This is a genomic window from Thermomonas sp. S9 (genome assembly GCF_024704365.1).
Taxonomy (GTDB): domain Bacteria; phylum Pseudomonadota; class Gammaproteobacteria; order Xanthomonadales; family Xanthomonadaceae; genus Thermomonas.
Genome location: NZ_JAJDFY010000001.1, coordinates 1,890,893 through 1,915,283 on the forward strand (window position 1 = coordinate 1,890,893; position 24,391 = coordinate 1,915,283).

Here is a 24,391-nt window from a genome sequence, read left to right on the forward strand (position 1 = left end):
TCCGGCATTGCCCGCAGCCAGCTGCTGTCGCTGGCCAGCTTGCCGTTGCTGGGTCTGGCCCTGGCCGGCATCGCGGCCTATGTGCAGGCCACGCCTGCCCAGACCGCACCCGCGCAAGCCTCCGCCGGCCTGCCCCCATCGCCTCCGCCGGCACCGCCTGCGGTGCTGGCGGACCCCACACCGCCTGCACCGCCGGCCGAGCCCGCACCGCCCGCCCCCCCTGGCCCCGCCTGCGGTGCCCCCACCGCCGCTCCCGCCTCTGCCCCCGCCGCCGCTCCCGCCTCTGCCCCCGCCGCCGCTCCACATGTCCACTCGCAGCCCCGACGGCAACGGCTACAGCCTGGTCCGCCACGGCACGACCCGCACGATGGCCACGTGGAGCCGCGAAGATCAGGCCGCGCTCGAAGCCGCACGCGCGCGCATCGACGGCGACTTCCTGCTGGTCCGGCGTGGCAAGCAGCATCTGGTGCTGCGCGATCCCGGCCTGCTCGATCAGGTGGAAGCGGCCTGGGCACCCCTGAATGCACTGGACGGGCAGATGCAGGCCCTGCAGGTGCAGATGGCCCCGCACCAGCAGCGGCTCCAGGCATTGCAGCTGGAGATGGATCGCGCGCAGCCGCCCGCCATGCCGGCGGGGCTGGATGCGGAGACGTCGCGGTTGGCGGCACTGGCTTCGCGCCAGGCGGAACTCGCCGCGCGCCAGGCCCAGATCGCCCAGCGCATGCGCAAGGCCGATGACGGCGAACGCGCCGATCTCGAGCGCCAGCGCAGCGCCCTTGCGGCGGAATCGGATGCATTGTCCGCCCAGCTGCGCGAGCAGTCGGCCCGGGTGGAGGCGCAGACCCGCCGTATCCGCGTGCAGAGCGAGCAATTGCGCGAGGTGGGCGCGCGCATGGAGGCCGCCAGCGCGCCCATGCAGGCGATCGGAAAGGACATGGAAGCGCTTGGCCACCGGATCGAGCAGGCCGCACAGGCCGCCGACGGCAAGACCCGCAAGCTGATCGACGATGCCGTCGCACGCGGGCTGGCACAGCCCCTGCTGCGTTGAGGAGCGATGCCGCCGTCTCACTCCAGCGGCGGCCATTCTTCGGGTTCAAGAGTGTCGCGATACGCGTGCCAGGTGGCGTAGGCCAGCCACGGCATCGCCACCGCCAGTCCGAGGAAGGCGGTGGCAAACGCCAGCAGAGTGATCGCCGCCAGCAGCGCGGCCCACAGCAGCATCACCGGCTTGTTGCGCAGGACCGCGTTCGCGCTGGAAACGCAGGCGGTGACCATGTCCACGTCGCGTTCGGCCACCATCGGCAGGGAGAACACGGACATCCCGAACGTGAAGGCGGCGAGGCGGGTTCCGGCGACGGCGGGGAAGACGCGTTATGCATGTCCCGACGCTAGCAAAGCCGGCCCGGCCGCGCATGCTGCGGCCGCACAGCCGGCCGCGCCTGCATCCATCCTGCGCCTCCTGGGCGTAAGCTGGGTTGTCCCCACCCTGCCTGGAGCGTCCCACGCGCCGTCTTGCCCTCGCCTGCCTGCTCGCCGCCGCCGCCCTTCCCTCCGTCGCGCTGGCCGCGCTCAAGCCCGGCACGCCCGCGCCGATGTTCAGCGCGCCGGCGTTCCTCGCCGCGCAGCCCTTCACCTTCGACCTCAAGGCCGCGCTGGCCAAGGGCCCGGTGGTGGTCTATTTCTTCCCGGCCGCCTTCACCCCGGGGTGCAACGTCGAAGCCGCGGCGTTCTCGCAGGCGATCGACAAGTTCAAGGCGCACGGCGCCAGCGTGATCGGCCTCACCGCCGGCAACATCGGCCAGCTGGCGGAATTCTCCAAGGACACCGAGAAGTGCGCCGGCAAGTTCCCGGTCGCCGCCGACGAGGGCGCGAAGATCGCCAAGACCTTCGACGCCACGATGATGCTGAAGCCGGACCTGTCCAGCCGCACGTCCTACCTCATCGGGCAGGACGGCCGCATCCTCGCCGAGTACGACGCGATGAACCCCAACCAGCACGTCAAGCAGATGCTGGACGCGCTGCAGGCCGCACATGCCGGTGCCGGCGGCAAGGGCACGGCCAGCAAGACCCCGGCCGCTCCGGCCGCGAAGCCATCCCCCAAGTCATCTGCCAAGGGCGGCTGACGCGTGCCGAGCCGCGTGGCCGCGGCCCCGAGCCAATCGCGCCTGCCGACGCTCAGCGCCGGCAGGTATTGATGCCGATCAACCTGTACAGCGGGCAGAAATTGAACAGCCCGGTGGCCAGCGGAACGACCCCGATCCAGGCCCAGACCGGCCCGCCGAGCACGGCCCAGGCGATCAGCGCCAGGCCGATCAGGATCCGCAGCCACTTGTCGATGCTCCCCACGTTCGCCTGCATGACGCTGCTCTCCATTTGAGGTTGCGGCCACGAGTATGCGCCGATCGCCTGCCGCTTGCAGCGGCAGGCGATCCGCGGGCCGCCGGCATCACCAGATCCGCACGCGCTGCTCCGGCGGCAGGTACATCGCATCGCCCGGCTTGACGTCGAACGCGCGGTACCACGCGTCCAGGTTCCGCAGCGGGCCGTTGGCGCGGAACATCACCGGCGAGTGCGGGTCGGTCTTGATCAGGCGCAGCAGCGCCTCGTCGCGGTACTTGCCCTTCCAGACCTGGGCCCAGGCCAGGTAGAAGCGCTGGTCGCCGGTCAGGCCGTCGATCACCGGTGCCGGCTTGCCCTTCAGGCTGAGCTGGTAGGCGGTGTAGGCCATGGACAGGCCGCCGAGGTCGCCGATGTTCTCGCCCAGGGTCAGCCCGCCGTTCACACACTGGCCCGGCAGCGGGCAATAAGCGTCGTATTGCCTGGCCAGCGCCTGGGTGCGCGCCTCGAAGCGGGCGCGGTCTTCGTCGGTCCACCAGTTGCGCTGAATGCCGTCGGCATCCGACTTGCTGCCCTGGTCGTCGAAGCCGTGGCCCATCTCGTGGCCGATCACCGCGCCGATGCCGCCGTAGTTCACCGCCGGATCGGCGTTCACGTCGAAGAACGGCGGCTGCAGGATGGCGGCCGGGAACACGATCTCGTTGAACGCCGAGTTGTAGTAGGCGTTCACCGTCTGCGGGGTCATGCCCCACTCCTCGCGGTCGGTCTTCTGCCCGACCCGGCGGTTCTGGTCGGCGCGGTTGAACTTGCGCAGCGCCACCGCATTGCCCAGCAGGTCACCCGGCTTGATGGCGACGCTGGAATAGTCCTTCCACTTCGACGGGTAGCCGATCTTGGGACGGAAGGTGGACAGCTTGCGCAGGGCCTCGGCCTTGGTCGCCGGGCCCATCCAGTCCAGCTGCTCGATGTTCTGGCGCAGCGCCGCGCGCAGGTTCTCCACCAGCTCATCCATCGCCGCCTTCGACTCCGGCTTGAAGTAGCGCGCGACGTACAGCTCGCCGAGGGCGTCACCCAGCCCGTTGCGCGCGCCGACCATCGCCAGCGCCCGCTTCCAGTCCTCGCGCTGCGCCTTCTGTCCGCCCAGCACCTTGCCGTTGAACTCGAACGCGGCCTGGTCGATCTCGCTGCTCAGCAGATCGGCGTTGCCGTCCACCGCATGGAAGGTCAGGTAATCGCGCCAGGTGGCCAGCGGGGTGGCGTCGATCAGATCGATCACCGGCTGCAGCACGTCCGGCGTGGTGACGTTGAGATCGGCCGGCTGCGGCATCTGCTGCGCGCGCAGCTGCGCGGCCCAGTCGTAGCCGGGGTACTTCTGCTGCAGTTCGGCGAAGGTCAGGACGTTGTAGGTCTTGTCGCGATCGCGCAGCTTCACCCGGTCCCACTGCGGCCTGGCCAGCGCGGTCTCCAGCGCCAGCACCGCCTCGGCGCGCGCCCTGGCCTCAGGCCCGGTGATGCCGGCAAAGCCCAGCATGCGCTGGATGTGGGCCGCGTAGGCCTCGCGGATCTTGGCGAAGCGCGGGTCGGGGTTGAGATAGTAGTCGCGGTCCGGCAGGCCCAGGCCACCGACCCCGAGGTTGACCTGGTAGCGGTCGGGGTTCTTGCGGTCGATGCCGACGTAGAAGCGGAACGGCGCATCGCTCCCATCGAGATCGGCATTGCCGAACGCTGCGACCAGCGCCTGCTTGCCGTCGATCGCGGCGATCCTGTCCAGCACCGGCTGCAGCGGCCTGATCCCGGCGGCGTCGCGGGTGGCGCGGTCGGTGAAGCTCAGGTAGTAGTCGCGCAGCTTCTGCGCATTGCTGCCCGGGGCGAGGTCCTTGCGCGCCAGCAGCCCGTCCATGATCGCGCGGGTCTGCTCCTCGGCGCGGTCGCGCAGCTGGTTGAACGAGCCGTAATTGGTCTCGTAATCCTTGAGCTGGTAGGTGTCGATCCAGTGGCCGCTGGCATAACGGTTGAAGTCGTCGCCTGGTTTCATCGACAGATCGCGCGCGGACAGGTCCACGCCGAAATCGCCGATCTGGGCTTTGCCGGCCGGGGTGGCGGCGATCGCAGTGGCTGCGGCCAAGGCGCCGGCGATGCCGAGGACGAGCAGGGAACGCTTCATGGATCGATACCTGTAATCATGTGAGGAATGTCCGAGGGTAGCGGCTGGCGCCCGCGGGCGCCCGTGACTTTGGTTGGCCACGCGACGGCCCGCCCGGGCGGGCCTTCCGGCACTGGGCGCGGCCGTGCGCAGCCCGTATCGTGGTGGTTTCGATCGACTGGGGAGCTTTCCGGATGCGCCATCGCCTGCTGGCCGTGACCTTGACCACCCTGCTCGCCGGCTGCGGCGGGCCACAAACGCCGCCGCCCCCGGCGGCCGGCACGGCCACTGCCCCGGCCAGCGATGCCAATGCCGCCTTCACCGCCCTGTCACGGCAGGCGGTGGACGCCTGGATGCGGCTGTCGCCGGTGGCGGCCACCCAGACCGGCGACCACCGCTTCGATGCCGAGCTGGACGATCTCAGCGCCGCCGGCCGCCAGCACCGACTGGACACCAGCAAGGCGCTGCTGGCGAAACTCGATGCCATCGATGCCGGCAGGCTGTCGCGCGAGCACCAGGTGGATGCCGCGCTGCTGCGCAACCAGCTGCAGTCGGACATCTGGACGACCGAAGTCCTGCAGGACTGGGCCTGGGATCCGCAGCTGTACGGCGGGCTGGCCGGCGGCGCCATCTACGGCCTGATGGCGCGCGATTTCGCGCCGCTGCCGGACCGTATCAAGGCCGCCACCGCGCGCATGGAGAAGCTGCCGGCGCTGCTGGCGCAGGCGCGCGCCAACCTCGACCCGGCGCGGGTGCCGAAGATCCACGCGCAGACGGTGGCGCGCCAGAACGCCGGGATCCTGTCGATCGTCGACACCTTCATCACCCCGCACCTGGACGCACTGCCACCCGCCGACGCCGCGCGCACCCGCACCGCGATTGCCACGCTCAAGCAGGCGGTGGCCGAACACCAGGCCTGGCTGGACAAGACCCTGGTGCCGAACGCGAAGGGCGACTTCCGCATCGGCGCGGAGAAGTACGACCAGAAGCTGAAGTTCGCGCTGTCCTCCTCGCTCTCGCGCGCCGAGATCAAGCAGCGCGCCGAGGCCGAGATGCAGCGCGTGCGCGCGCAGATGTACGCCATCGCCCGCCGCGTGCTGGCCGGCAAGGCCGGCGCGCCGGCGCTGCCGGAGCAGCCGACCGACGCGCAGCAGCAGGCGGCGATCGAGGCGGCGCTCGCGCTGGCCTACGCCGACCACCCGGCGCGCGATGCGGTGGTGGAGGCTGCCAGGGCGGCGCTGGAATCGGCCACCGCGTTCGTGCGCAAGAAGAACCTGGTGACCCTGCCGGACGCGCCGGTGGACGTGATCCTGATGCCGGAGTTCCAGCGCGGCGTGGCGGTGGCTTACTGCGACTCGCCGGGCCCACTCGACAAGGGCCAGAAAACGTTCTACGCGATCTCGCCGATCCCGGACGACTGGAGCCAGGCGCAGGCCGATTCGTTCCTGCGCGAATACAACAGCCGCATGATCCAGCTGCTGTCGATCCACGAGGGCATCCCGGGCCACTACCTGGAGGGCTGGCACTCGGCCAAGTACCCGTCGGTGCTGCGCGGCGTGCTGCGCTCCGGGGTGTTCGCGGAAGGCTGGGCGGTCTATACCGAGCGCATGATGCAGGAGCAGGGCTACCTGGACGGCGACCCGCTGTTCCACCTGGTGCAGCTGAAGTTCTACCTGCGCACCATTGCCAACGCGCTGCTCGACCAGGGCGTGCACGTGGACGGCTGGAGCCGCGCGCAGGCCATGCGCCTGATGACCCACGACGCCTTCCAGCAGGAAAGCGAGGCCGCCGGCAAGTGGGTGCGCGCCCAGCTCACCTCGGCGCAGCTGCCCACCTACTTCGTCGGCGTGCAGGAGCACCTGGACCTGCGCGAGGCGATGCGGCGCAGGCTGGGCGAGCGCTTCGACCTCAAGGCCTACCACGACCAGGTGCTGTCCTACGGCGCGCCGCCGGTGCGCTACGTGCGCGAGTTGATGCTGGACGAGCCGATCCGCTGAGGACGGTCCGCGCCGGCGGGCTTCAGGCTGCCGCCAGCGCGAACTCCAGCGCCGCGCGCACGGCGACCGCCTGGGCCTCGTTGCATTGCGCCGGGTTGGCGCGCGGGCTGTCGGGATAGACCTCGGTGGTGGTGACGTACGGTGCGTCGGTGATCCCGGCGCACAGGCCCAGCGCGCGGTAGTCGTACTCGATCACGCCCGGCGCCACCACCGGCGAACCAATGATGGTCCCGTCGGGGTCCGCCGGCGCGATGTGCGTCACCTCCGCCACCGCGGCAAGGATCGCCTGCTGGAACGCTGACGCCGGCCGCGCGCTGTCGGCGCACAGGTAGAAGCCGTCGGGAATCGTGCCGGGTTCGTACGGCTTGCCATCGCGCGCGGCCAGCGCCGGGCGGAATTCGCTCTCGTCGCTGTCGGTGGTCTCGTGCAGGTCGATGTGCATCGCGACCCGCCCGCGCAGCGGTTGAATGAACGCCCATAGCGCCGCCGACTCGGCGCAGAGGCTGCCGGCCACGAAGTTGCGGTTGGGGTCCAGCGCCCGCGGGTTCCAGCGGTGGATGCGCTCGTAGGCCCAGGGGCTGACGCAGGGCGCGACCAGCAGATTGGCGCCGCCGGCGTACGCCGCCGCGTCGCGCGCCGCGAACAGCAGCGCGCCGTGCACGCCGCTGGTCTCGTAGCCATGCACGCCGCCGGTGACCAGCGCGACCGGCAGCGCGTCATCCCAGTCGCGGCTGCGCAGCGCCAGCAGCGGATAGCGGCCATCCTCGCCCCAGTCCAGTTCGCCGTACTGCACGACATCGAAGGCCCCACGCAGCGCCTCGATCCGCGCCAGCACATCGTCGGCATAGCTGCGCTTCTTCGACTGCAATGCGCGCCACTGGACTTTTTCGGCCTCGCCCCAGGGCTGACCGGGGGTACCGATGGAGGACGGTTCGATGGCCATGGGCTGGCTCCTGACGCGCGGATTGCCCACAGTCTAGGCCATGCCCCGCCGATCGCCGCTGTCAGCCGCTGCAGTCACCACAGCAAACGGAAGGCAACTGCGACACCTCGCTGGGCGGGAACCCCGCCTGCACCAGTATTTCGGTGAGCTGGGCGGCGGAAATCCACGCCTTCACCCGCAAGCGGCTTCCTCCGGCATCGCAATCCACCAGTGCGGCGGGATCTTTCTGCCAGAGCAACGCCTGGATCGCGGGGAGCGCCGCCGTCCCCGCACCTGCCAACCTGACTTCGAACTCCATCCTCTGCTCCTGCCACGCCCAATCGGCGTTCGCGCAGGCTATGCCGCAACCACTCCGCGCGCCCTGACCGCGGTCAAGCCGGAGCGGCGGCGGAGTCCTTACAGCATCCGCTTGAGGGTATCGTCGCGGCGCACCCAGTGATGATAGAGCGCGGCCAGCACATGCAGGCCGATCACCCAGTAGAAGATGTCACCGATGGTGCCGTGGATATCCTCCAGCGTATGCGCCAGCGGCTTGTTCTCCGGCAGCAGCGCCGGCAGCGCGACCCCGGTGAACGGGATCATGATCGCCTTGCCGTCGCTCCATGCGGTGGCCATGCCCAGCAGCGGCATCACGATGAAGAAGGCGTACAGGGCCAGATGCATCAGCCTGGAGGTGGTCGCGGTGAACCCGTCCAACGCCGGGGTCACCGGCGGCGCGCCATGCCGGCGGCGGGTGAGGATCCGCCAGAACGCCAGCAGGAAGATGGTGATGCCGGCCCAGAAATGGCCCTGCATCATCGCAGTGCGCCCGCCGCTGCCGCGCGGGAACAGCCCGCGCTGTTCGATCAGCACATAGGCCAGCACCACCAGCAGCGCCATCCACCAATGCAGGTGCCGCTGGAGCGTGGTGTAGCGCGGACGGGGCTGGGCGGACATGGCGCTCTCCTGAGGAAAAGGTGGCGCTACGCTAGCGCATCCCGAATCTCACTGTCATCATGCATGGGTTTGAATGTCCGCAGACCCCCTTCGATACGATCTTGTCGTGGTCGGCGCCAGTTTCGCCGGTGCCGCCTGCGCAATCGCGGCCGCCCGGCGCGGTCTGCGTGTCTGTGTGCTCGAACGCAAGCGGGATCCGGGCGAAAAGCTGCATACCACCGGCATCATCGTGAAGGAGGCCGCCGAGCAAACCCTGCTGAACCAGTTGCCGGCCAGCGCGACCCGCCGGATCGAGGCCGTGCAGCTGTACTCGCCGCGGCTCAAGCAAGTCCGCCTGACCGCGCCGGGCTATTACTTCCTGACCACCAACACCCCGCAGGTCATGCGCTGGCTAGCCGGGCAACTGCGCGCGCACGGGGTGGAACTCCGACTCGGCCAGCCTTTCCGGAACGCGACGCGCCACGATGACGGCTGGGAAGTGGAAGGCGTCGGCCGCACCCGCTATCTGGTCGGCGCCGATGGCGCGCGCTCGCAGGTGGCGCGCTGCTGCGGGCTGGGACAGGCCCGGCAATTCCTGTATGGCGTGGAGTATGAGTTTCCCGGCGTGCAGCTGGCCGATCCCGATGCCCTGCACTGCTTCATCAGCAAGCGCTTCGCGCCGGGCTATATCGGCTGGCTCGCGCAGAACCCGACCGGACTCCAGGCCGGGCTTGCATTGCGTCACGACCCTCGCAACAGCCGAGTGCCGGATCTGGATGCATTCCTGCTGCGCGTCGGCCTGGCCGGTGGCCTGCCACGGCAACTCAAACCGGGGCAGGTGCGCGCGGGGTTGATCCCCTGCTCCGGACCCGTGCGCGGAATCGCGCGGGATCGCGCGATACTGACGGGGGACGCCGCGGGGATCGTCTCGCCGGTGACCGCCGGCGGCATCCATTCGGCCTGGGCGCACGGCTGGAGCGTAGGGGATGCGATCGCCGCGCATCTTTGCGATGCCGGGCCACCCGCAGAGTCGGCTGCAATCGCGGCGGCTCCGCGCTTCCGGGCCAAACGCCTGCTGCGCTGGGCGTTCGACCATTTCCAGATGGATTGGCCGTTCGATCTGCTCCTGCATTCCGCACCGCTGCGCTGGGCCGCCGGGCAGGTGTACTTCCACCAGCGCAGACGCGATCAGACGATTGACTGATTGGCCGGTAGCGATACCTCCAACAGTGCATCGAAATCGGCATCTTTCTCCTGCCACAGCGCGTTCATCCACTGCTGGAAGCGCGCGCGGAAGGTGCGGTCGTGCTGGTAGTCGCCCTGCGCGAGCCCGGCCGGGATCGGATGCTGGCGCAGGCGCACGCGGACCTCGGGGATGCGGCCGGCCATCAGGTCCAGCAGCGAGGGGACGCCGGCCGGATAGGCGATGGTGACATCCAGGATCGCATGCAGCCCCTGCCCCATCGCGTCCAGCACGAAGGCCACCCCGCCCGACTTCGGCTTGAGCAGGTGCCGATAGGGCGAGCCCTGGCGCGCGTGCTTGGCGACGGTGAAGCGGGTGCCCTCGGCGAAGTTCATGATCGCCACCGGGATCGCGCGGAATTTCTCGCAGGCGCGCCGGGTGGCGGCGATGTCGCGCCCGGCCAGCGCCGGGTTGCGCGCGATCTGCTTGGGCGTGTAGCGGCCCATGAACGGGAAATCCAGCGCCCACCACGCCAGCCCCAGCAGCGGCACCCAGAACAGCTGGCGCTTGAGGAAGAAGCGCAGCAGCGGGATGCGCCGGTTGAACAGCTTCTGCAGCACCAGGATGTCCACCCAGCTCTGGTGGTTGGCCAGCACCAGGTAGTGGCCGTCGCGCCGCAAGGCCAGATCCCCGTCCACCTGCAGGCGGGTATCGGTGAACAGATCCCACAGCCGGTTGTTGAACCCGATCCAGCGTTCCGCGATGCCGGTCAGCAGTGGATTGCAGGCGACTTTCAGCCGCTCGAAGGGCAGCGCCAGCTTCAGCAGCGCCACCCCCCAGCAGCGGCAGCACGTGCAGCACGGTGCTGAGCGTGATCAGCAGGAACACCAGGGCAAGGCGAAGCAGGGACATCGGGCCAGGTCGGCAGGGAAGGTCCGCCATTGTCGCGGAAAAGCCGGCGCGCTTTCAGGCCGCCGCTATCATCCGCACATGCCACGCATCGCCACGCCCCTGCTCACCCGCCCGCTGGGCGAGGCCCTGCTCGCCGCCCGCGACGCCGGGCATGCCACGTGGCAAGGTTCGCTGGACCTCGACCGCCGCCGCGAGACCATCGCGCTGGCCGCCGACCACTGGACCTGGCGCGGCACGGACTATCCCTATCCCGGCAAGCTCAAGGACCGCACCCTGTACTGGTGGGACGGCGACGCCTTCGCCCCGGTGTCGCGCTATGCCGGGAAACTGATCAAGCTGGTGCCGACCGCATGGGGCGTGCCGACCTTCGAGATCGACGGCATCAAGATGCTGCCGACGGCGAAGGAATCGCCGCTGATGGATGCGCGCCGCAAGGTGGCGCTGGTGCAGCCGACGGGCAAGACCGTGCTGGACACCTGCGGCGGTTTGGGCTATTTCGCCGCCTGCTGCCTCGACGCGGGCGTGGCGGCGATCCAGTCGTTCGAGAAGAACGCGGACGTGCTGTGGCTACGCAGGCTCAACCCATGGTCGCCGGACCCGGACGAAAACGGTGGCCGCCTGCGGCTGACCCATGCCGACGTCTCGCGGGCGATCACCACCCTGCCGGATGCCGCGTTCGACGCCGCCCTGCACGACCCGCCGCGCTTCGGCATCGCCGGCGAGCTGTATGCGCTGGCGTTCTACCAGCAGCTGGCGCGGGTACTGCGCCGCGGCGGCCGGCTGTTCCACTACACCGGCAGCCCCAACAAACTGACCTCCGGCCGCGACGTGCCGCGGGAAGTGGCGCGCCGGCTGCAAGCCGCCGGCTTCAAGGCCGAGCTGGCACTGGACGGGGGTGCTGGCGACGAAGCGCTGAGCCCGACGCCGCCATGTACGCCGGGAAGCGCCCGCGCTGAGCGCGCTCAGCGCACGTTCGCGATGCTGTTCTTGGCGGTGTCGTGCCTGGCCTTCAGCACGCCGTCCTGGACCTGGAACGCGAGTTCGATCCGCACCTGCGGCGGGGCGGACGTGCGCACCTGGGTCTTGAGGGTGTCCTTCAGCCCGCTGGTGGCCTTCTCCACCACCTTGTCGGCCGCCTTGCCCTTCCCGGCCGCGCCCGGTTCCGCTGCGCCCTTTTCCACCACGAGGGTCAGCAGGTACTCGCCATCGACCAGCGGTTCGGTGACATCGATCTGCCCGGGACCGGCCGCGCGACTGGGCAACGGCGCTGCCACTGGAGCCACCCGGCCGGTCGCCGCATAGCCGGCGGAGGCCGCACCACCGCCAGCGTGGCCGGACAGGGTGGACACCGAGGACACCGCCGCCGATACGATCGCACCGCCGGGCAGCGCATTGCCCACCGCGGCCGCCCCCGCCTCGGCCGGGGCCAGCTTCAGGGCCTGCAAATCCGCGCGCACGCCATGGCCGCCCGGGAAGGTCACCACGCACTGGCGACCATCGCAGGCCGCCTCGATCTGCAGGCTGGCACCCTGGGCCACCGCACTCCCCGCCGCGTGCAGGCCGCTGCTGACTCTCTCGCCGAAGGTGGCGCCCTGGGTCTGCTTGGGCACGGTGACGTTCATCGAAATGCGGTTGGGCATTCCACCGTCGATTTTCGCAGCGATTGCAACCCCGGACACCAGCACCAGCCCCCACGCCGCCGCCTGCATGATCGTGCGCATATGCCACCTCATCGTTGTCCCCGGATGCGGTCGATCCTACGCCTTGTCCGACCTGTGCGAATGGCGCCCGCGCCCACATTCGCGTAGGATTCAGCTTGACAAACACGCGCCCCGCGTGCAGGCCAGCCCCGGTGCCGCCTGCCCGCACTCTTCCGCGCTTGCGCGCCACGGTCGCCCCGTCTTGCGACCACCCCTGCACTCCCGCTCCTCTCTCCCGCTTCCCCGGCCGGCATCCCGGCCATCGCGATACCGCCGGGCACGCGCCCGACGACCCACCCGGCACCCACGCGTGCCCGCCACAGGAGGCTCCATGCCGCGTACCAAGCCCACCCCGCCGCCGGAACCGGCGACCGGCAAGCGCACCAGTCCACTGTTCCAGGCCCGCAAGCCGGCGGAGCGCAATGCCACGCTGACCCGCGAACGGATCGCCGAGCACATGGACGCCTTCCGCAAGGCCGGCGGCACCATCGAGGTCCTCGGCACCACCCGCGCGCTGCAGCGCATCGGCCTGCCCGAGGACGCCGCGCCCAGCGCGCCACCGGCAGCGCCCGCAGGCCGCACCCGCAAACCTTCCCGCTGACCCCAGGAGCCGCCCTTGCCCAAGCCCAACTACGCATTCGAAAAGCGCCAGCGCGAACTGGCGAAGAAGAAGAAACAGGACGAAAAGGACGCCCGCAAGCGCGAAGCGCGTGCCGCGGCTTCGCCCGACACGGCGACCGATACCGCAGAGACCGGCGCCTCCCTGCCCGACGGGCCTTCCGCACCCGGCCCGCGCGTGCATCTGCGCAAGCCGGACATCTGATTCGCAGGGCATCTGGCCCGCAGGCCGGCGCACAGGCGAACGTCAGCGCGCCTGGCGGAACAGGGCCGCCGCCAGCGCCCAGGGCAGTGCGAAACAGGCGGTCAGCACCACCTCGACCGGCGCGAACCGCCCCATGCCCATCGCAATGCCCGCCGCCGCCAGCTGGATCAGCGCGGTCGCCGCCATGGCCCGGGCCAGGCCCGGTGCACGCAGCCGCGCCCACGCGCTGCCCAGCACCGCCACCGCGAGCACCGCGACGAACAAGGCATTGGCGGGATCACCCGCACGCCCGAGCATGCCCACCGCGAGGTTCACCCACGCCGTCAGCAGCGCGGTGGCGACCGCCAGCGCGAAGCCGGCGCGATACGCCAGCGCGCGGCCCCGGCGCAGGCCCAGTTCCAGTGCGCCGCAGGCCGCCGCCAGCAGCACGCCCATCGCCACGAAGTCCAGCGCCGTCCATGCCACCCCGGCCTGCGGGTAGAACCGCATCGCCAGCGCCGGCAGCAACAGCACCCCCCGCCGCCCCGGCCCACAGCCACGGATGCAGGCCAATCCCGCCTCGCCCGCCAAAGCCCTGCAGCGTCGATCCCCGCATCACCCACCCCTTGCGCGCACCATGCGCGATCCGGCCGCCACATTAACGCGTCTCCGGCCGCCCCGCGCGTGACCTTCGCCACGCGCTTCCCGCGACCGTGCGGAGCAAGGTGCGGCTTGTTGCACCCACGGATGCCGATGATGACCCGCGTGCTGATTGCGCTTGCACTGTCGATGCTGCTGTCCACCGCAGGCCGCGCTGCGGAGCGCTCACCCGTCGGAATGACGTCCATCGCCATCACCGATGCCAGCCGCACCGATCCCGTCGCCGGCGGCCCGCGCCGCTGGCGCGTCGATCTCTACTACCCCGCGATCGCCGGCACCGGCTGGCGGCGCGCCTACGCCGACGATCCTGCCCTGCTCGCACGGATGGTGGAGACCGGGTATTACGACATCCCGGCCGAGGACATCCATGCATGGGCGACGCGTCCCGCGCCGGCCCGTCGTGATGCCCGCGCCGTCGAAGCCGCGCTGCCGCTGGTGACGCTGTCACCGGGCTCCGGCGTGGCGGCCTTCCACTATGCGGAACTGGCCAGCGCGATCGCCCGCCGCGGATATGCCGTGGCGGTAGTCGATGCGCCCTACCTCGGGCTGTCGCGGCTGGCGGACGGCCGGATCGTGTCCGGTGCCGACGATCCGCTACAGCAGGCTGACGAGCCGCGCGCCTGGCAGCCGCGCGTCATCGCCTGGGCGCAGGACATCGGCAAGACGCTGGACGCTCTGCCCGCCTCACGGGGCGTGCGCGCCGTCGGCCTGACGCTGGACATGGCGCGGATTGCCGCGGTCGGCCACTCGCTGGGCGGCACGGTCGCGGTGGAAGTCTGCTCGCGCGAGCCGCGGGTTTCCGCCTGCGCGGATTTCGAAGGCGTGGTCGAGGGCACCACGGCCTACGCCGAAGGCCTCGTGCGCCCGACGCTGCTGGCCCTGAGCCGGTCGGCCAAGCCGGAGCGTCCACTGACCGCTCCCGATCTGGGCAAGCCGCCATTCGACTTCCTTGCCCGCGGCGGACTGGACAGCAACTGGGCGGTCGCCATCAGCGGCGGCAGCCACATGAGTTTCTCGGATGCGCCACAGGTGATGCCCGGCACGTTGACCCGCTTCGGCGGCACGCTGATGGATGCAGGCCGCTCGCAGCAGGTCTACGCCGGGATCGTCGATGCGCTGGGCCGCGCCTTTTTCCCGGGCGGCGGCGGCAATGCGGTTCTGGCGGCGTACTTCGAAGGCGTTCCGGAAATACGAGCCACCCATGCCGCGCCAGGTGCCGGAGCTGCTCGCGCGGCTGGTCGAGCATGGCCTGCCGGCGATCAAGACCGAGAACCTGTACCGCTTCGACGGCCAGCCCGGGTACTCGGTCGCGCAGGGCGAATGAACCCGGCCGGATGCATCCCGCCGGTGGCACCATAGCGGGCATGGAATCCCCCTGCCCGCCCCCGATCCCGGCAGCGATGCCGATGCCGGGATCACCGCCGCCGCCGCCCTGCTCGCCCAGGGCCGGCTGGTCGGCCTGCCCACCGAAACCGTCTATGGCCTGGCCGCCGATGCCCGCAATCCCGAGGCCGTGCGCGCCATCTTCGCGCTCAAGCAGCGCCCCGCGGACCATCCGCTGATCGTGCACATCGGCAGCGTGGAGGAGCTGCACGACTGGGCGGCCGAGGTACCCCCGCCGCGCTGGCGCTGGCGCGCGCGTTCTGGCCCGGCCCGCTGACCCTGGTGCTGCCGGCCCGGCCCGACGTGCCGCGCGTGGTCACCGGCGGGCTGGACACCGTGGCCCTGCGAATGCCGGCGCACCCGCTGGCGCTGGCCTTGCTGCGCCGGCTCGGGCGCGGGCTCGCCGCGCCCTCGGCCAACCGCCACCTGCACGTCAGCCCCACCACCGCCGCGCACGTGCGCGCCGAGTTCGGGGACGCCCTGCCGCTGGTGCTGGACGGCGGGCCGTGCGCGGTCGGGATCGAATCGACCATCGTGGATGTCAGCACCGACACCCCGCGCATCCTGCGGCCCGGGCGGATCAGCGCGGCCGAGATCGCGGACTGCCTGCAACGGGACGTGGACCTGCGCCCGGCCGCCGGCACCCGCAGCCCCGGGCTGATGAAGCGCCACTACAGCCCGCGCGCGCAGGTGCTGTGCGCGCCCGCCGCCACCCTGCAGGCGCAGGTGGAGGCCTGCCTGGCGCATGGCCTGCGCACCGCGCTGTTGTCGTCCTTGCCGCCGGCCATCGCGCACCCGGCCTTGATCTGGCTGGATGCGGGCGACACCGTGGATACCCGCATGCAACGGCTGTATGCACTGCTGCGCGAGGCCGATGCCCGCGGCGCCGAGGTGATCGTGGCCGAACTGCCGCCGGGAGATGCCGCCGAAGCCCTGCGCGACCGCCTGCTGCGCGCCGCCGGACAGGGCAGTGTTCCCACGCACTAAAACGGCCAACCGCATGCACGCCCCGCCACTGGACGCGCTGGCCGGACGCACCGCCGTACTGGCCACCATGCACCACAAGGAACGGGTGATCGCCCCGCTGCTGGGCCGCTTCCTCGGCCTGCAGGTGCAGGTGCCGCCGGGGTTTGACAGCGACCGCTTCGGCACCTTCAGCCGCGATGTGGCGCGCACCGGCAGCGCGCTGGAGGCGGCGCGCGCCAAGATCGCCGCCGGCTTCGCGCACCTGCCGGAAGCGCGCGTGGGGCTGGCCAGCGAGGGCAGCTTCGGCCCGCACCCCGAGCTGCCGTTCGTCAGCATGGGCCTGGAACTGGTGCTGTTGATCGATCGCGACAGCGGGCTGGAGCTGGCCGGCTGGCACGGCGCCCCCGCCCCGTATGCGGCCGGCGAGCGCATCAGCAGCCTTGCCGGGTTGCGCGAATTCGCCGCACGCGCCGGCTTCCCCGCGCAGGGGCTGGTGGTGATGGGCGTGGCCGACGGCCAGCCGGCACCCACGCGGGCACTGTTCAAGCAGTTGGACACCCGCGACGCGCTGGAAGCCCAAGTAGCCGCGCTGCTGGCCGAACACGGCGAGGCCTGGGTGGAAACCGACCTGCGCGCGCACCGCTGCCCGCGCCGGATGCGCCGGATCGCACGCGCCAGCCTCGCCCTGGTGCGCGCATGGCGCAGCCGTTGCCCGGCCTGCGGCCAGCCCGGCTTCGTCCCCGGCGAGGCGGTGCGTGGACTGCCCTGCGCCTGGTGCCTGGCCCCGACCGTGCAGGCACGCGGCCATCGCCAGTTGTGCCGCCACTGCGGCCACGAAACGCTGCGCCCGGTGCGGCGGATGCTGGCCGACCCCGCCCACTGCGACCGCTGCAACCCCTGATCGCAATGTGCCGCCTGCGTTGGGCGGCCCTGCAAGAAATCTGCGCCAGCGCCGGCACGACGCTGGCCGCCCGCCGGCGCGTTTGCCGTTTCCTGCCTGCGTCATCCGTGCGGGGTGACATCTGTGACCTCTCGCGGGTCGCCCGCAGGCGGTATTCTTCGACCGGCCATCCGGTCTTTGCATTGGAGTACGACACCCATGGGTCTGATTCAGGCGGTGAAAGGCGCGGTCGGCGGCATGCTCGGCGACCAGTGGAAGGACTTCCTCACCATCCCCGACGGTCTTCCCCCGACTGCCGCGCTGTTCGCCGCGGTGCCGCGCGGCAGCAATGCCGGGCGCGGCAGCAACGTGCATGGCTCCAGCAACATCATCAGCAACGGCTCCAAGATCGTGGTGCCGGAGGGCTACGGCCTGCTGCTGATGCAGGACGGCAAGATCACCGCGCTGGTGGCCGAGCCGGGCGGCTACGAATGGCGCTCGGACGATCTGCAGTCGAAGTCGATTTTCGCCGGCGACGGCCTGCTCGACCCGCTGGTGATGCAGAGCTGGGAGCGCTTCAAGTTCGGCGGCATTCCGGGCACGCAGCAGCTGGCGTTCTTCGTCTCGCTGAAGGAGCTGCCCGACAACCGCTTCGGCACCCAGTCCGAGATCTACTGGGACGACGGCTTCCTCAACACCCAGGTGGGCGCCATCACCCGCGGCTCCTACACCCTGAAGATCGTCGATCCGATCCTGTTCGTGAAGAACTTCGTGCCGGCCAGCTACCTGCAGCCGGGCCGGGTGTTCGACTTCACCGACCTCGACAACGCCGCCGCCGCGCAGCTGTTCAACGAGGTGGTGGGCTCGCTGGCGCCGGCCTTCAGCCGCTATACCAACGACCCGGCCAAGGGCAACCGCATCACCCGCATCCAGCAGGATTCGGTGGGCTTCGCGCAGAGCCTGGCCGAGGCAGTGGAGGCCGGCTACCAGTGGAAGTCCGAGCGCGGGCTGATGATCGTCAAGACCGCGATCGTCTCGATCGAATACGACGCCAACACCCGCGAGCTGCTCAAGACCGTGCAGCGCGCGGATGCGCTGTCTGGCGCGCGCGGCAATTCCAACCTGCAGGCCAGCGTGGCGCAGGGCATCCAGGCGGCCGGCGAGAACGGCGGCGCGGCCGGGATCGTCGGGATCGGCATGGCCTCGGGCATGCTGGGCGGCATCGGCGGCCTGCAGCAGCCGGCGGCGCCGGCCGGCGACGACCCGGTGGCGAAGCTGAAGAAGGCCAAGGAAATGCTCGACCTCGGGCTGATCACCCAGGCCGATTACGACGCGCTCAAGGCCAAGGCGCTGGGCCTGTAACCCTCCGTCTTCGCCGCACCCGCCATGCCGACCATCCCACCGCCGCCCGCGCCCACCGGCCCGGGCTCGCCGCGCGACGTGCCGCCCGCGCCGGGTAGCCAGCCGCTGGACCCCGACACCCTGCCCGGCCCGGTCCGCGACGAACTGCTGGCGCCCGACCCGGTCGCCATCGACACCGCCGCCGAGGAGCTCAAGGACGGCCTCAACCGCTGCCCCAGGTGCGGGGCCAGCGACATCCGCCAGAAGCCCGGCAGCGACCTGCTGATCTGCCTGTACTGCCGGCACGAATGGCAGGGGCAGCGGGTGGAGGAAGCGTTCGGGCTGGGCGAAGGCATCGACCAGCTGCACGGCACCGTGATCGCCTCCGGCGCGCGCGACATCGACGCCGGCAGCAGCGATCTGGTCAGCTTCAAGTGCGCCGGCTGCGGTGCCGAGGTCACGGTGAACACCGAGGCCGGCATGACCGCGCGCTGCCACTGGTGCCGGCACGTGTTCGGCGTGAACGAGCAGATCGAAAACGGCGCGGTGCCGGACGCGGTGCTGCCCTTCCATATCAAGAAAGACGATGCCGTGGCGCGTATCCGCCAGTTCGTGGACAAGCGCCGGCTGTTCGCGCTGAAGGCATTCAAGGAGCAGTTCACGCCCGAGAACGTCACCGGCGTGTACCTGCCCTACATGATCGTGGATGCCAATGCCGAGGCCGAGGTGGCAGGTTTTGGCGAGATCGAGACCCGCCGCTATACCCGCGGCAGCGGCAACGACAAGAAGACCTACTACGACGCCGACGTGTACGCGGTGGAGCGCCAGGTGGCGTTCACGGTGGATGATCTGCCGCTGGAATCCTCGCGCAGCCGCGGCAATCTCGACACCCGCGTCAATACCAACAACATCATCAATACGATCCTGCCGTTCGACACCAAGAACGCGGTGAAGTGGAACGCCTCTTATCTGTCCGGCTTCAGCTCGGAGAAGCGCGACCTCGACGTGGCGCAGCTGATGCCGGTGCTGGAAGACCATCTGCTGTCGATCGCGCGCGCGCAGGTGGAAGGTTCGGTGCGCCGCTTCGATCGCGGCGTGCGCTGGGAGGAAGAGGCGATCGACGTGCACGGCAGCCGCTGGGTGGCGATGTACCTGCCGGTCTGGCTGTACTCCTACCACCAGCCCGGCCCGAACGGCGGGATGCTGCACTACATTGCGGTCAACGGCCGCACCGGCGAGACCATGGGCAGCATCCCGATCCAGCACTGGAAACTGCTGCTGGCGGCGCTCACGGTAGGCACCGTGCTGGAGACCCTGGCCATCTGGATCGTGGGGCATCTGTGAATGAGCGATGACAGTGCACTCTGGCTGCTGCTGGGCCCGGCCGGCGCCGCCGGCTTCTACTGGGCGATGTACCGCTACTACCGCAATACCGACAAATCGCACGCGTTCGAGCGCGAAACCCGCATCGAGGCGCAGCCGGTCACCGGCGCCGAGCACGACCGCAAGGTCGATGAAGTCAAGGGCACCCGCGAGACCCGCATCCGCGGCGACAACGTGCGCGACTACCGCCAGCGCGTGCGCCGACGACGCTGAACCCTTCGCATCGGCAGCGGCATCCGCGCCAGGTGTCTGTCGTGCTGCGCGCGCGTGATTTCGAGGCCAGGCGCGACCAGGCCCGCGCCCACACGCATCAGCCGCGCTGCGCGGGCCGCACCAGCAGCGGAATGGCGGCCAGGGTCAGCAGCGCCAGCAACGCGCCGGCAGCGAATGTCGCCGGCGGTCCGCGCCAGTCCCACAGCGCGCCGGCCAGGGCGCTGGCCAGCAGCAGCCCGGCTCCGGAGAGCAGGTTGAACGCGCCAAAGGCGGTGCCGCGGTAGTCCGCTGGCGCCACGTCGGTGATCAGGCTGGCCAGCACGCCCTGGGTCAGCCCCATGTGCAGGCCCCACAGGGCGATACCGGCGAACAACAGCCCGTGCCCCGCCTCCACCGCCAGCGCGGCATCCGCCAGCGCCAGCACGCTGAGCCCCAGCGCCAGCAGCCAGTGCCGTGGCAGGCGATCCGACAACCACCCGGCCGGATAGGCGCTGAGCGCATACACCAGGCTCATCACCACCAGCACCAGCGGCACCAAGGTCAGACCCAGTCCGCCCCGCGCCGCGCGCAGCACGAGGAATGCCTCGCTGAAGCGCGCCAGCGCCAGCAGCAGCCCCAGCACGGCCAGGCGCCAGAAGGGCGCGCCCAACCGGGCCAACCCGGCGCGGGTCAGCGGCAGCCGCGCCGGTGCGCGTGCCGCCGGTGCCGGTTCGCGCACTTTCAGCAGCAGCACCATCGCGATCACGCCTGGCAGCGCAGCGAACCACAGCACGCGCCGGATGTCGTCGGCCAGCAGGGCCATCAGCGCCACCGCCAGCAGCGGCCCGAGCACCGCGCCGACGGTATCCAGCGCCTGCCGCAGGCCGAAGCTCGCACCGCGTAGCGCCGGCGGCGCGAGGTCGGCGATCAGCGCATCGCGCGGCGCACCGCGGATGCCCTTGCCGAAACGGTCCAGCAGCCGCGCCGTGGTCACCGTGGCCACCGTATCCGCCAGCGGAAACAGCGGCTTGACCGCCGCCGCCAGCCCATAGCCCAGTAGCACCAGCGGCTTGCGCCGGCCCAGCGCGTCGCTGGCGTAGCCGGAGAACACCTTGGTCACCAGCACCAGCGACTCGGCCGCGCCTTCGATCAGCCCGATCGTCAGCGCGCTCGCGCCCAGACTGCCGGCCAGCAGCACCGGCAGCAGGCTGTGCACCATCTCCGAACCGACATCGGTGAACAGGCTGACCAGCCCCAGCAGCCAGATCGCGCGCGGGATGCGCCCGCCCTGGCCAGCCGCGGAACGCATGCGCCCACTCATGCCGGCGACGCTTTCAGCGCCAGGATCAGCGGGCAGCGCACGTGCTGGCCATGCGCGGCGCCGCAGCGCCGCACCAGGTCTTCCAGCGCCGCTTCGATCCGCCGCAGGTCGGCCAGGCGGGCACGCACGTCGGCCAGTTTGTGCGCGGCCTGCGCCTGCGCTTCCTCGCAATGCAGGCCATCCTCCAGCGTCAGCAGCCCGGCGATCTCGCCCAGACTGAAGCCCAGCCGCTGCGCCGACTTCACGAACCGCACCCGTGCCACGTCCGCCTCGCCATAGCGGCGGATGCTGCCATACGGCCGCGCAGGTTCCGGCAACAGGCCCTTGCGCTGGTAGAAGCGGATCGTCTCGACATTGACGCCGGCGGCCTTGGCGAGCGCACCGATGGTCAAGGCGTTTGCGGGCGATGACATGGTGCTTGACTCCGTACTGAAGTACGGGAGCAAGCTTGCCTCACCCTCCCGCAAATATCAATGCCCTGCCCCATGTCCACTCCCCGAACAAGCCGCCGCGCACCGCCCTGCTGGCCGGCGGACTCGCCGCCATCCTCGCCTCGACCTGCTGCCTCGGCCCGCTGGTGCTGATCACGCTGGGCGTCTCCGGCGCCTGGATCGGCAATTTGGCCGTGCTGGAGCCGTATCGCCCGCTCTTCATCGGCATCGCCCTGCTGGCGATGCTGTTTGCCTACCGCCGCATCTTCCGCCCGGTGCAGGCCTGCGCGCCCGGCGCGGCGTGCGCCGTGCCGCAGGTGCGCAGCACCTACAGGCGCATTTTCTGGATCGTGGCCGCGCTGGTCGTGATCGCGCTTGGTTTTCCCTACGTCATGCCGCTGTTCTACTGAAATCCCAAGGAGTCCACCATGAAGAAGCTGCTTGCTGTCCTCTTGCTTGCCTCTGCCGCGCTGCCCGCCCTCGCCGCGACCCGCAGCGTCACCCTCGACGTTCCCGGCATGACCTGCCCGGCCTGCCCGATCACCGTCAAGAAAGCGCTGTCCAGGGTCGATGGCGTGAGCAGGATCGAAGTGAACTTCGACAGGCGCGAGGCCGTCGTCACCTTCGACGATGCCAAGACCAACGTCGCGGCGCTGACCAAGGCGACCGCGGACGCCGGTTATCCGTCTAGCGTCAAACGCTGATCTGCCAACTCAACCTAAGGAATTGGACACATGGGACTCCTCACACGCATTGCCGATAAAACCGGCACATTCGGCAGCATCGTTGCCGCGATGGGTTGTGCGGCCTGCTTTCCCGCCATCGCCAGCTTTGGCGCGGCCATCGGGCTTGGTTTTCTTGGCCAGTACGAGGGGCTGTTCATCAGCCGGCTACTGCCGCTGTTCGCCGTGATCGCCCTCATCGCGAATGCGCTTGGCAGGCTGAGCCACCGGCAATGGCACCGCAGCGTGATCGGCATGGTCGGACCAGCCATCGTGCTCGTCGCCACGTTCACCATGGCGGAGAAACTGCTCTATGCCGGCCTGGCCACCATGATGGCCGTGTCGATCTGGGATCTCGTCTCGCCGGCACATCGCCGCTGCGGGCCGGACGGCTGTGAACTGCCCGCTAAACGCGGATGACGGTTCTGGGCGCTCATGAAACGAAAGGAATGCAGTATGACCACGCTGAAGATCACCGGCATGACTTGCGACTCGTGCGCTACGCATGTCAAGGAAGCCCTGGAGAAAGTGCCCGGCGTGCAGTCGGCCACCGTGTCCTACGCCAAGGGGGCGGCGCAGCTCGCCCTTGACCCCGGCACCGCACCGGACGCGCTGATCGCCGCCGTGGTCGGGCTCGGCTACCAGGCAACGCTCGCCGATCCCCCACCACCGGACGGCCGCACCGGGCTGATCGACAAGGTGCGGGCCGCCGACGAAGGCGGCGACGGCGAACGCCCGCTGCACATCGCCATCATCGGCAGCGGTGGCGCGGCGATGGCGGCGGCGATCGAGGCGGCCGAACGCGGGGCGCGGGTGACCCTGATCGAGCGCGGCACCATTGGCGGCACCTGCGTCAATGTTGGCTGCGTGCCCTCGAAAATCATGATCCGCGCCGCGCATATCGCCCATCTGCGCGCGACGAGCCCGTTCGATGCCGGCATTGCGGCCGCGGCGCCCAGGATCGATCGCACCCGACTGCTGGCCCAGCAGCAGGCGCGGGTCGAGGAACTGCGGCATGCCAAGTACGAAGGCATTCTGGAAGGCAACCCGGCCATCACCGTGCTGCACGGTGAAGCCCGGTTCATGGACGCACGGCACCTTGCCGTCCGCCTGAACGCCGGCGGCGAGCACACGCTGGCGTTCGATCGCTGCCTCATCGCCACCGGCGCCCGCCCGGCCGTGCCGCCGATTCCGGGCCTGCAGGACACGCCGTACTGGACCTCCACCGACGCGCTGGCCAGCGACCACATTCCCGAGCGCCTGGCCGTGATCGGCTCGTCAGTGGTGGCGGTGGAGCTGGCGCAGGCCTTCGCCCGGCTGGGCAGCCAGGTCACGGTCCTGGCGCGCAGCACGCTGCTGTTCCGGGAGGATCCGGCGATCGGCCAGGCCATCACGGCCGCCTTCCGTGCGGAGGGCATCACCGTGCTGGAGCACACGCAGGCCAGCCGCGTCGACCATGAGGACGGCGCATTCGTGCTCGCCACCGCGCGCGGCGATCTCCGGGCCGACCGCCTGCTGGTCGCCACCGGCCGCACACCGAACACGCGCGAACTGGATCCCGACGCCGCTGGCGTGGCCGTGAATCCGCAGGGTGCCATCCGCGTCGATCGCAGCCTGCGCACCAGCGCCCCGCACATCTACGCCGCCGGCGACTGCACCGACCAGCCGCAATTCGTGTACGTCGCGGCCGCCGCCGGCACCCGCGCCGCGGTCAACATGACCGGCGGCGCGGCGACCCTGGACCTTGCCACGATGCCGGCGGTGGTGTTCACCGACCCGCAGATCGCCACCGTGGGACTGAGCGAGCACGAAGCCCGCGTGGCAGGCATCGAAACCGACAGCCGCACGCTCGCCCTCGACCACGTCCCGCGCGCGCTCGCCAACTTCGATACCCGCGGCTTCATCAAGCTGGTGACGGAAGCCGGCAGCGGGCGCCTGATCGGCATGCAGGCGGTCGCGCCGGACGCGGGCGAACTGGTCCAGACCGCCGCGCTCGCCATCCGCAGCCGGATGACGGCGCAGGAACTGGCCGACCAGCTGTTCCCGTACCTGACGATGGTCGAAGGCCTGAAGCTTGCGGCGCAGACCTTCCGCAAGGACGTGAAGCAGCTTTCCTGCTGCGCGGGGTGAATCCAGCACAGCCTGCTGCCCGTGAGCCGGATTTTTGAATTGCCCCTGAT

At 70.3% G+C, this 24,391-nt stretch carries 26 protein-coding genes and 2 pseudogenes; 18 read left to right on the forward strand and 10 right to left on the reverse strand.

Annotation, left to right across the window (positions count from 1 at the left end):
• Window positions 1–304: 304 nt before the first annotated feature.
• Window positions 305–1,048 carry a hypothetical protein gene (locus LJB71_RS09390; RefSeq protein ID WP_259303976.1) on the forward strand — a complete coding sequence of 248 codons (744 nt, stop codon included), beginning with the start codon at window positions 305–307 and terminating at the stop codon, window positions 1,046–1,048.
• Window positions 1,049–1,065: 17 nt separating this feature from the next.
• Here the strand turns inward: LJB71_RS09390 and LJB71_RS09395 are convergent, their stop codons facing one another.
• Window positions 1,066–1,320: a hypothetical protein gene (locus LJB71_RS09395; RefSeq protein WP_259303977.1), complete on the reverse strand. Its 255-nt coding sequence runs from the start codon at window positions 1,318–1,320 to the stop codon at window positions 1,066–1,068.
• A 155-nt stretch (window positions 1,321–1,475) separates the two neighbouring features.
• Here LJB71_RS09395 and LJB71_RS09400 point away from each other — a divergent pair, with 155 nt between their 5' ends.
• Window positions 1,476–2,123: a peroxiredoxin gene (locus tag LJB71_RS09400; protein ID WP_259303978.1), complete on the forward strand. Its 648-nt coding sequence runs from the start codon at window positions 1,476–1,478 to the stop codon at window positions 2,121–2,123.
• Window positions 2,124–2,175: 52 nt separating this feature from the next.
• Here the strand turns inward: LJB71_RS09400 and LJB71_RS09405 are convergent, their stop codons facing one another.
• Both LJB71_RS09405 and LJB71_RS09410 read right to left on the reverse strand, forming a co-directional pair.
• Window positions 2,176–2,358 carry a DUF2892 domain-containing protein gene (locus LJB71_RS09405; RefSeq protein ID WP_259303979.1) on the reverse strand — a complete coding sequence of 61 codons (183 nt, stop codon included), beginning with the start codon at window positions 2,356–2,358 and terminating at the stop codon, window positions 2,176–2,178.
• An 88-nt stretch (window positions 2,359–2,446) separates the two neighbouring features.
• Window positions 2,447–4,501, reverse strand: a complete 2,055-nt coding sequence (locus LJB71_RS09410) for a M13 family metallopeptidase (RefSeq protein WP_259303980.1) — start codon at window positions 4,499–4,501, stop codon at window positions 2,447–2,449.
• Window positions 4,502–4,674: 173 nt separating this feature from the next.
• Between LJB71_RS09410 and LJB71_RS09415 the strand changes: the two genes are divergently transcribed.
• A complete protein-coding gene (locus tag LJB71_RS09415; protein ID WP_259303981.1) occupies window positions 4,675–6,477 on the forward strand; it encodes a DUF885 domain-containing protein in 1,803 nt (600 codons plus the stop codon).
• Between the two features lie 22 nt (window positions 6,478–6,499).
• Here LJB71_RS09415 and LJB71_RS09420 read toward each other — a convergent pair whose 3' ends face one another.
• The 3 genes from LJB71_RS09420 to LJB71_RS09430 all read right to left on the reverse strand — a co-directional run bounded on the left by LJB71_RS09420 (window position 6,500) and on the right by LJB71_RS09430 (window position 8,356).
• Entirely contained in the window at window positions 6,500–7,420 is a 921-nt protein-coding gene (locus tag LJB71_RS09420) for a M14 family metallocarboxypeptidase (protein WP_259303982.1), read from the reverse strand.
• Window positions 7,421–7,481: 61 nt separating this feature from the next.
• Window positions 7,482–7,718 carry a hypothetical protein gene (locus tag LJB71_RS09425; RefSeq protein ID WP_259303983.1) on the reverse strand — a complete coding sequence of 79 codons (237 nt, stop codon included), beginning with the start codon at window positions 7,716–7,718 and terminating at the stop codon, window positions 7,482–7,484.
• Window positions 7,719–7,816: 98 nt separating this feature from the next.
• The gene (locus tag LJB71_RS09430; protein WP_259303984.1) at window positions 7,817–8,356 is read right to left on the reverse strand and encodes a cytochrome b; all 540 of its coding nucleotides are present in this window, start codon (window positions 8,354–8,356) and stop codon (window positions 7,817–7,819) included.
• Window positions 8,357–8,429: 73 nt separating this feature from the next.
• Between LJB71_RS09430 and LJB71_RS09435 the strand changes: the two genes are divergently transcribed.
• Entirely contained in the window at window positions 8,430–9,539 is a 1,110-nt protein-coding gene (locus LJB71_RS09435) for an FAD-dependent oxidoreductase (RefSeq protein WP_259303985.1), read from the forward strand.
• On the opposite strand, the gene LJB71_RS09440 is transcribed toward LJB71_RS09435, so the two are convergent.
• On the reverse strand, window positions 9,524–10,351 hold the full coding sequence (locus tag LJB71_RS09440; protein ID WP_310649413.1) for an acyltransferase: 828 nt from the start codon (window positions 10,349–10,351) through the stop codon (window positions 9,524–9,526). The two genes, LJB71_RS09435 and LJB71_RS09440, sit on opposite strands and share 16 nt — an antisense overlap.
• 157 nt (window positions 10,352–10,508) lie before the next feature.
• Between LJB71_RS09440 and LJB71_RS09445 the strand changes: the two are divergent.
• The 3 genes and pseudogenes from LJB71_RS09445 to LJB71_RS09455 form a co-directional block, all read left to right on the forward strand.
• Window positions 10,509–11,324, forward strand: a pseudogene (locus LJB71_RS09445) (SAM-dependent methyltransferase); the annotation flags it as partial.
• A 1,137-nt stretch (window positions 11,325–12,461) separates the two neighbouring features.
• The gene (locus tag LJB71_RS09450) at window positions 12,462–12,731 is read left to right on the forward strand and encodes a hypothetical protein (RefSeq protein WP_259303986.1); all 270 of its coding nucleotides are present in this window, start codon (window positions 12,462–12,464) and stop codon (window positions 12,729–12,731) included.
• Between the two features lie 15 nt (window positions 12,732–12,746).
• Entirely contained in the window at window positions 12,747–12,953 is a 207-nt protein-coding gene (locus LJB71_RS09455; protein WP_259303987.1) for a hypothetical protein, read from the forward strand.
• A 42-nt stretch (window positions 12,954–12,995) separates the two neighbouring features.
• On the opposite strand, the gene LJB71_RS09460 is transcribed toward LJB71_RS09455, so the two are convergent.
• Entirely contained in the window at window positions 12,996–13,466 is a 471-nt protein-coding gene (locus LJB71_RS09460) for a hypothetical protein (RefSeq protein WP_259303988.1), read from the reverse strand.
• Window positions 13,467–13,688: 222 nt separating this feature from the next.
• Between LJB71_RS09460 and LJB71_RS09465 the strand changes: the two genes are divergently transcribed.
• From LJB71_RS09465 to LJB71_RS09495, 7 genes and pseudogenes are all read left to right on the forward strand, one after another.
• Entirely contained in the window at window positions 13,689–14,951 is a 1,263-nt protein-coding gene (locus LJB71_RS09465; protein ID WP_259303989.1) for a dienelactone hydrolase family protein, read from the forward strand.
• Between the two features lie 124 nt (window positions 14,952–15,075).
• Window positions 15,076–15,491, forward strand: a pseudogene (locus tag LJB71_RS09470) (L-threonylcarbamoyladenylate synthase); the annotation flags it as partial.
• A 102-nt stretch (window positions 15,492–15,593) separates the two neighbouring features.
• Window positions 15,594–15,962 (forward strand): Sua5 family C-terminal domain-containing protein, encoded by a 369-nt coding sequence (locus LJB71_RS09475; protein WP_259304781.1) that lies wholly within the window; start codon window positions 15,594–15,596, stop codon window positions 15,960–15,962.
• A gap of 13 nt (window positions 15,963–15,975) precedes the next feature.
• On the forward strand, window positions 15,976–16,842 hold the full coding sequence (locus LJB71_RS09480; protein WP_259303990.1) for a DUF6671 family protein: 867 nt from the start codon (window positions 15,976–15,978) through the stop codon (window positions 16,840–16,842).
• A 198-nt stretch (window positions 16,843–17,040) separates the two neighbouring features.
• A complete protein-coding gene (locus tag LJB71_RS09485; protein WP_259303991.1) occupies window positions 17,041–18,183 on the forward strand; it encodes an SPFH domain-containing protein in 1,143 nt (380 codons plus the stop codon).
• Window positions 18,184–18,207: 24 nt separating this feature from the next.
• Window positions 18,208–19,506, forward strand: a complete 1,299-nt coding sequence (locus tag LJB71_RS09490; RefSeq protein WP_259303992.1) for a TFIIB-type zinc ribbon-containing protein — start codon at window positions 18,208–18,210, stop codon at window positions 19,504–19,506.
• Entirely contained in the window at window positions 19,507–19,758 is a 252-nt protein-coding gene (locus LJB71_RS09495; protein ID WP_259303993.1) for a hypothetical protein, read from the forward strand.
• A 97-nt stretch (window positions 19,759–19,855) separates the two neighbouring features.
• Here the strand turns inward: LJB71_RS09495 and LJB71_RS09500 are convergent, their stop codons facing one another.
• Entirely contained in the window at window positions 19,856–21,046 is a 1,191-nt protein-coding gene (locus tag LJB71_RS09500) for an MFS transporter (protein WP_259303994.1), read from the reverse strand.
• A gap of 8 nt (window positions 21,047–21,054) precedes the next feature.
• Window positions 21,055–21,471: an Hg(II)-responsive transcriptional regulator gene (gene merR / locus LJB71_RS09505; RefSeq protein ID WP_259303995.1), complete on the reverse strand. Its 417-nt coding sequence runs from the start codon at window positions 21,469–21,471 to the stop codon at window positions 21,055–21,057.
• Window positions 21,472–21,536: 65 nt separating this feature from the next.
• Here merR and merT point away from each other — a divergent pair, with 65 nt between their 5' ends.
• From merT to merA, 4 genes are read left to right on the forward strand one after another with little or no spacing between them, the layout of a single operon-like run.
• Window positions 21,537–21,899, forward strand: coding sequence for a mercuric ion transporter MerT (merT, locus tag LJB71_RS09510; RefSeq protein WP_259304782.1), 363 nt, complete (start codon window positions 21,537–21,539; stop codon window positions 21,897–21,899).
• 18 nt (window positions 21,900–21,917) lie between these two features.
• Complete coding sequence (merP, locus tag LJB71_RS09515) at window positions 21,918–22,193, forward strand: mercury resistance system periplasmic binding protein MerP (RefSeq protein WP_259303996.1); 276 nt, start codon at window positions 21,918–21,920, stop codon at window positions 22,191–22,193.
• 30 nt (window positions 22,194–22,223) lie between these two features.
• Window positions 22,224–22,631 (forward strand): organomercurial transporter MerC, encoded by a 408-nt coding sequence (gene merC / locus LJB71_RS09520; protein ID WP_259303997.1) that lies wholly within the window; start codon window positions 22,224–22,226, stop codon window positions 22,629–22,631.
• A gap of 36 nt (window positions 22,632–22,667) precedes the next feature.
• Window positions 22,668–24,341: a mercury(II) reductase gene (merA, locus tag LJB71_RS09525; protein ID WP_259303998.1), complete on the forward strand. Its 1,674-nt coding sequence runs from the start codon at window positions 22,668–22,670 to the stop codon at window positions 24,339–24,341.
• The last annotated feature ends 50 nt before the right edge of the window (window positions 24,342–24,391 follow it).

What these genes read in the sequence shown, in the direction of transcription:
- merP (WP_259303996.1), top strand. Translation starts at nt 21,918, where the DNA reads ATGAAGAAGCTGCTTGCTGTCCTCTTGCTTGCCTCTGCCGCGCTGCCC.
- LJB71_RS09490 (WP_259303992.1), top strand. Translation starts at nt 18,208, where the DNA reads ATGCCGACCATCCCACCGCCGCCCGCGCCCACCGGCCCGGGCTCGCCG.
- LJB71_RS09465 (WP_259303989.1), top strand. Translation starts at nt 13,689, where the DNA reads ATGACCCGCGTGCTGATTGCGCTTGCACTGTCGATGCTGCTGTCCACC.
- LJB71_RS09430 (WP_259303984.1), bottom strand. Translation starts at nt 8,356, where the DNA reads ATGTCCGCCCAGCCCCGTCCGCGCTACACCACGCTCCAGCGGCACCTG.
- LJB71_RS09450 (WP_259303986.1), top strand. Translation starts at nt 12,462, where the DNA reads ATGCCGCGTACCAAGCCCACCCCGCCGCCGGAACCGGCGACCGGCAAG.
- merC (WP_259303997.1), top strand. Translation starts at nt 22,224, where the DNA reads ATGGGACTCCTCACACGCATTGCCGATAAAACCGGCACATTCGGCAGC.
- LJB71_RS09415 (WP_259303981.1), top strand. Translation starts at nt 4,675, where the DNA reads ATGCGCCATCGCCTGCTGGCCGTGACCTTGACCACCCTGCTCGCCGGC.
- LJB71_RS09480 (WP_259303990.1), top strand. Translation starts at nt 15,976, where the DNA reads ATGCACGCCCCGCCACTGGACGCGCTGGCCGGACGCACCGCCGTACTG.
- merA (WP_259303998.1), top strand. Translation starts at nt 22,668, where the DNA reads ATGACCACGCTGAAGATCACCGGCATGACTTGCGACTCGTGCGCTACG.
- LJB71_RS09420 (WP_259303982.1), bottom strand. Translation starts at nt 7,420, where the DNA reads ATGGCCATCGAACCGTCCTCCATCGGTACCCCCGGTCAGCCCTGGGGC.
- LJB71_RS09405 (WP_259303979.1), bottom strand. Translation starts at nt 2,358, where the DNA reads ATGCAGGCGAACGTGGGGAGCATCGACAAGTGGCTGCGGATCCTGATC.
- LJB71_RS09425 (WP_259303983.1), bottom strand. Translation starts at nt 7,718, where the DNA reads ATGGAGTTCGAAGTCAGGTTGGCAGGTGCGGGGACGGCGGCGCTCCCC.
- LJB71_RS09395 (WP_259303977.1), bottom strand. Translation starts at nt 1,320, where the DNA reads ATGTCCGTGTTCTCCCTGCCGATGGTGGCCGAACGCGACGTGGACATG.
- LJB71_RS09390 (WP_259303976.1), top strand. Translation starts at nt 305, where the DNA reads ATGTCCACTCGCAGCCCCGACGGCAACGGCTACAGCCTGGTCCGCCAC.
- merR (WP_259303995.1), bottom strand. Translation starts at nt 21,471, where the DNA reads ATGTCATCGCCCGCAAACGCCTTGACCATCGGTGCGCTCGCCAAGGCC.
- LJB71_RS09495 (WP_259303993.1), top strand. Translation starts at nt 19,507, where the DNA reads ATGAGCGATGACAGTGCACTCTGGCTGCTGCTGGGCCCGGCCGGCGCC.
- LJB71_RS09500 (WP_259303994.1), bottom strand. Translation starts at nt 21,046, where the DNA reads ATGCGTTCCGCGGCTGGCCAGGGCGGGCGCATCCCGCGCGCGATCTGG.
- LJB71_RS09410 (WP_259303980.1), bottom strand. Translation starts at nt 4,501, where the DNA reads ATGAAGCGTTCCCTGCTCGTCCTCGGCATCGCCGGCGCCTTGGCCGCA.
- LJB71_RS09485 (WP_259303991.1), top strand. Translation starts at nt 17,041, where the DNA reads ATGGGTCTGATTCAGGCGGTGAAAGGCGCGGTCGGCGGCATGCTCGGC.
- LJB71_RS09435 (WP_259303985.1), top strand. Translation starts at nt 8,430, where the DNA reads ATGTCCGCAGACCCCCTTCGATACGATCTTGTCGTGGTCGGCGCCAGT.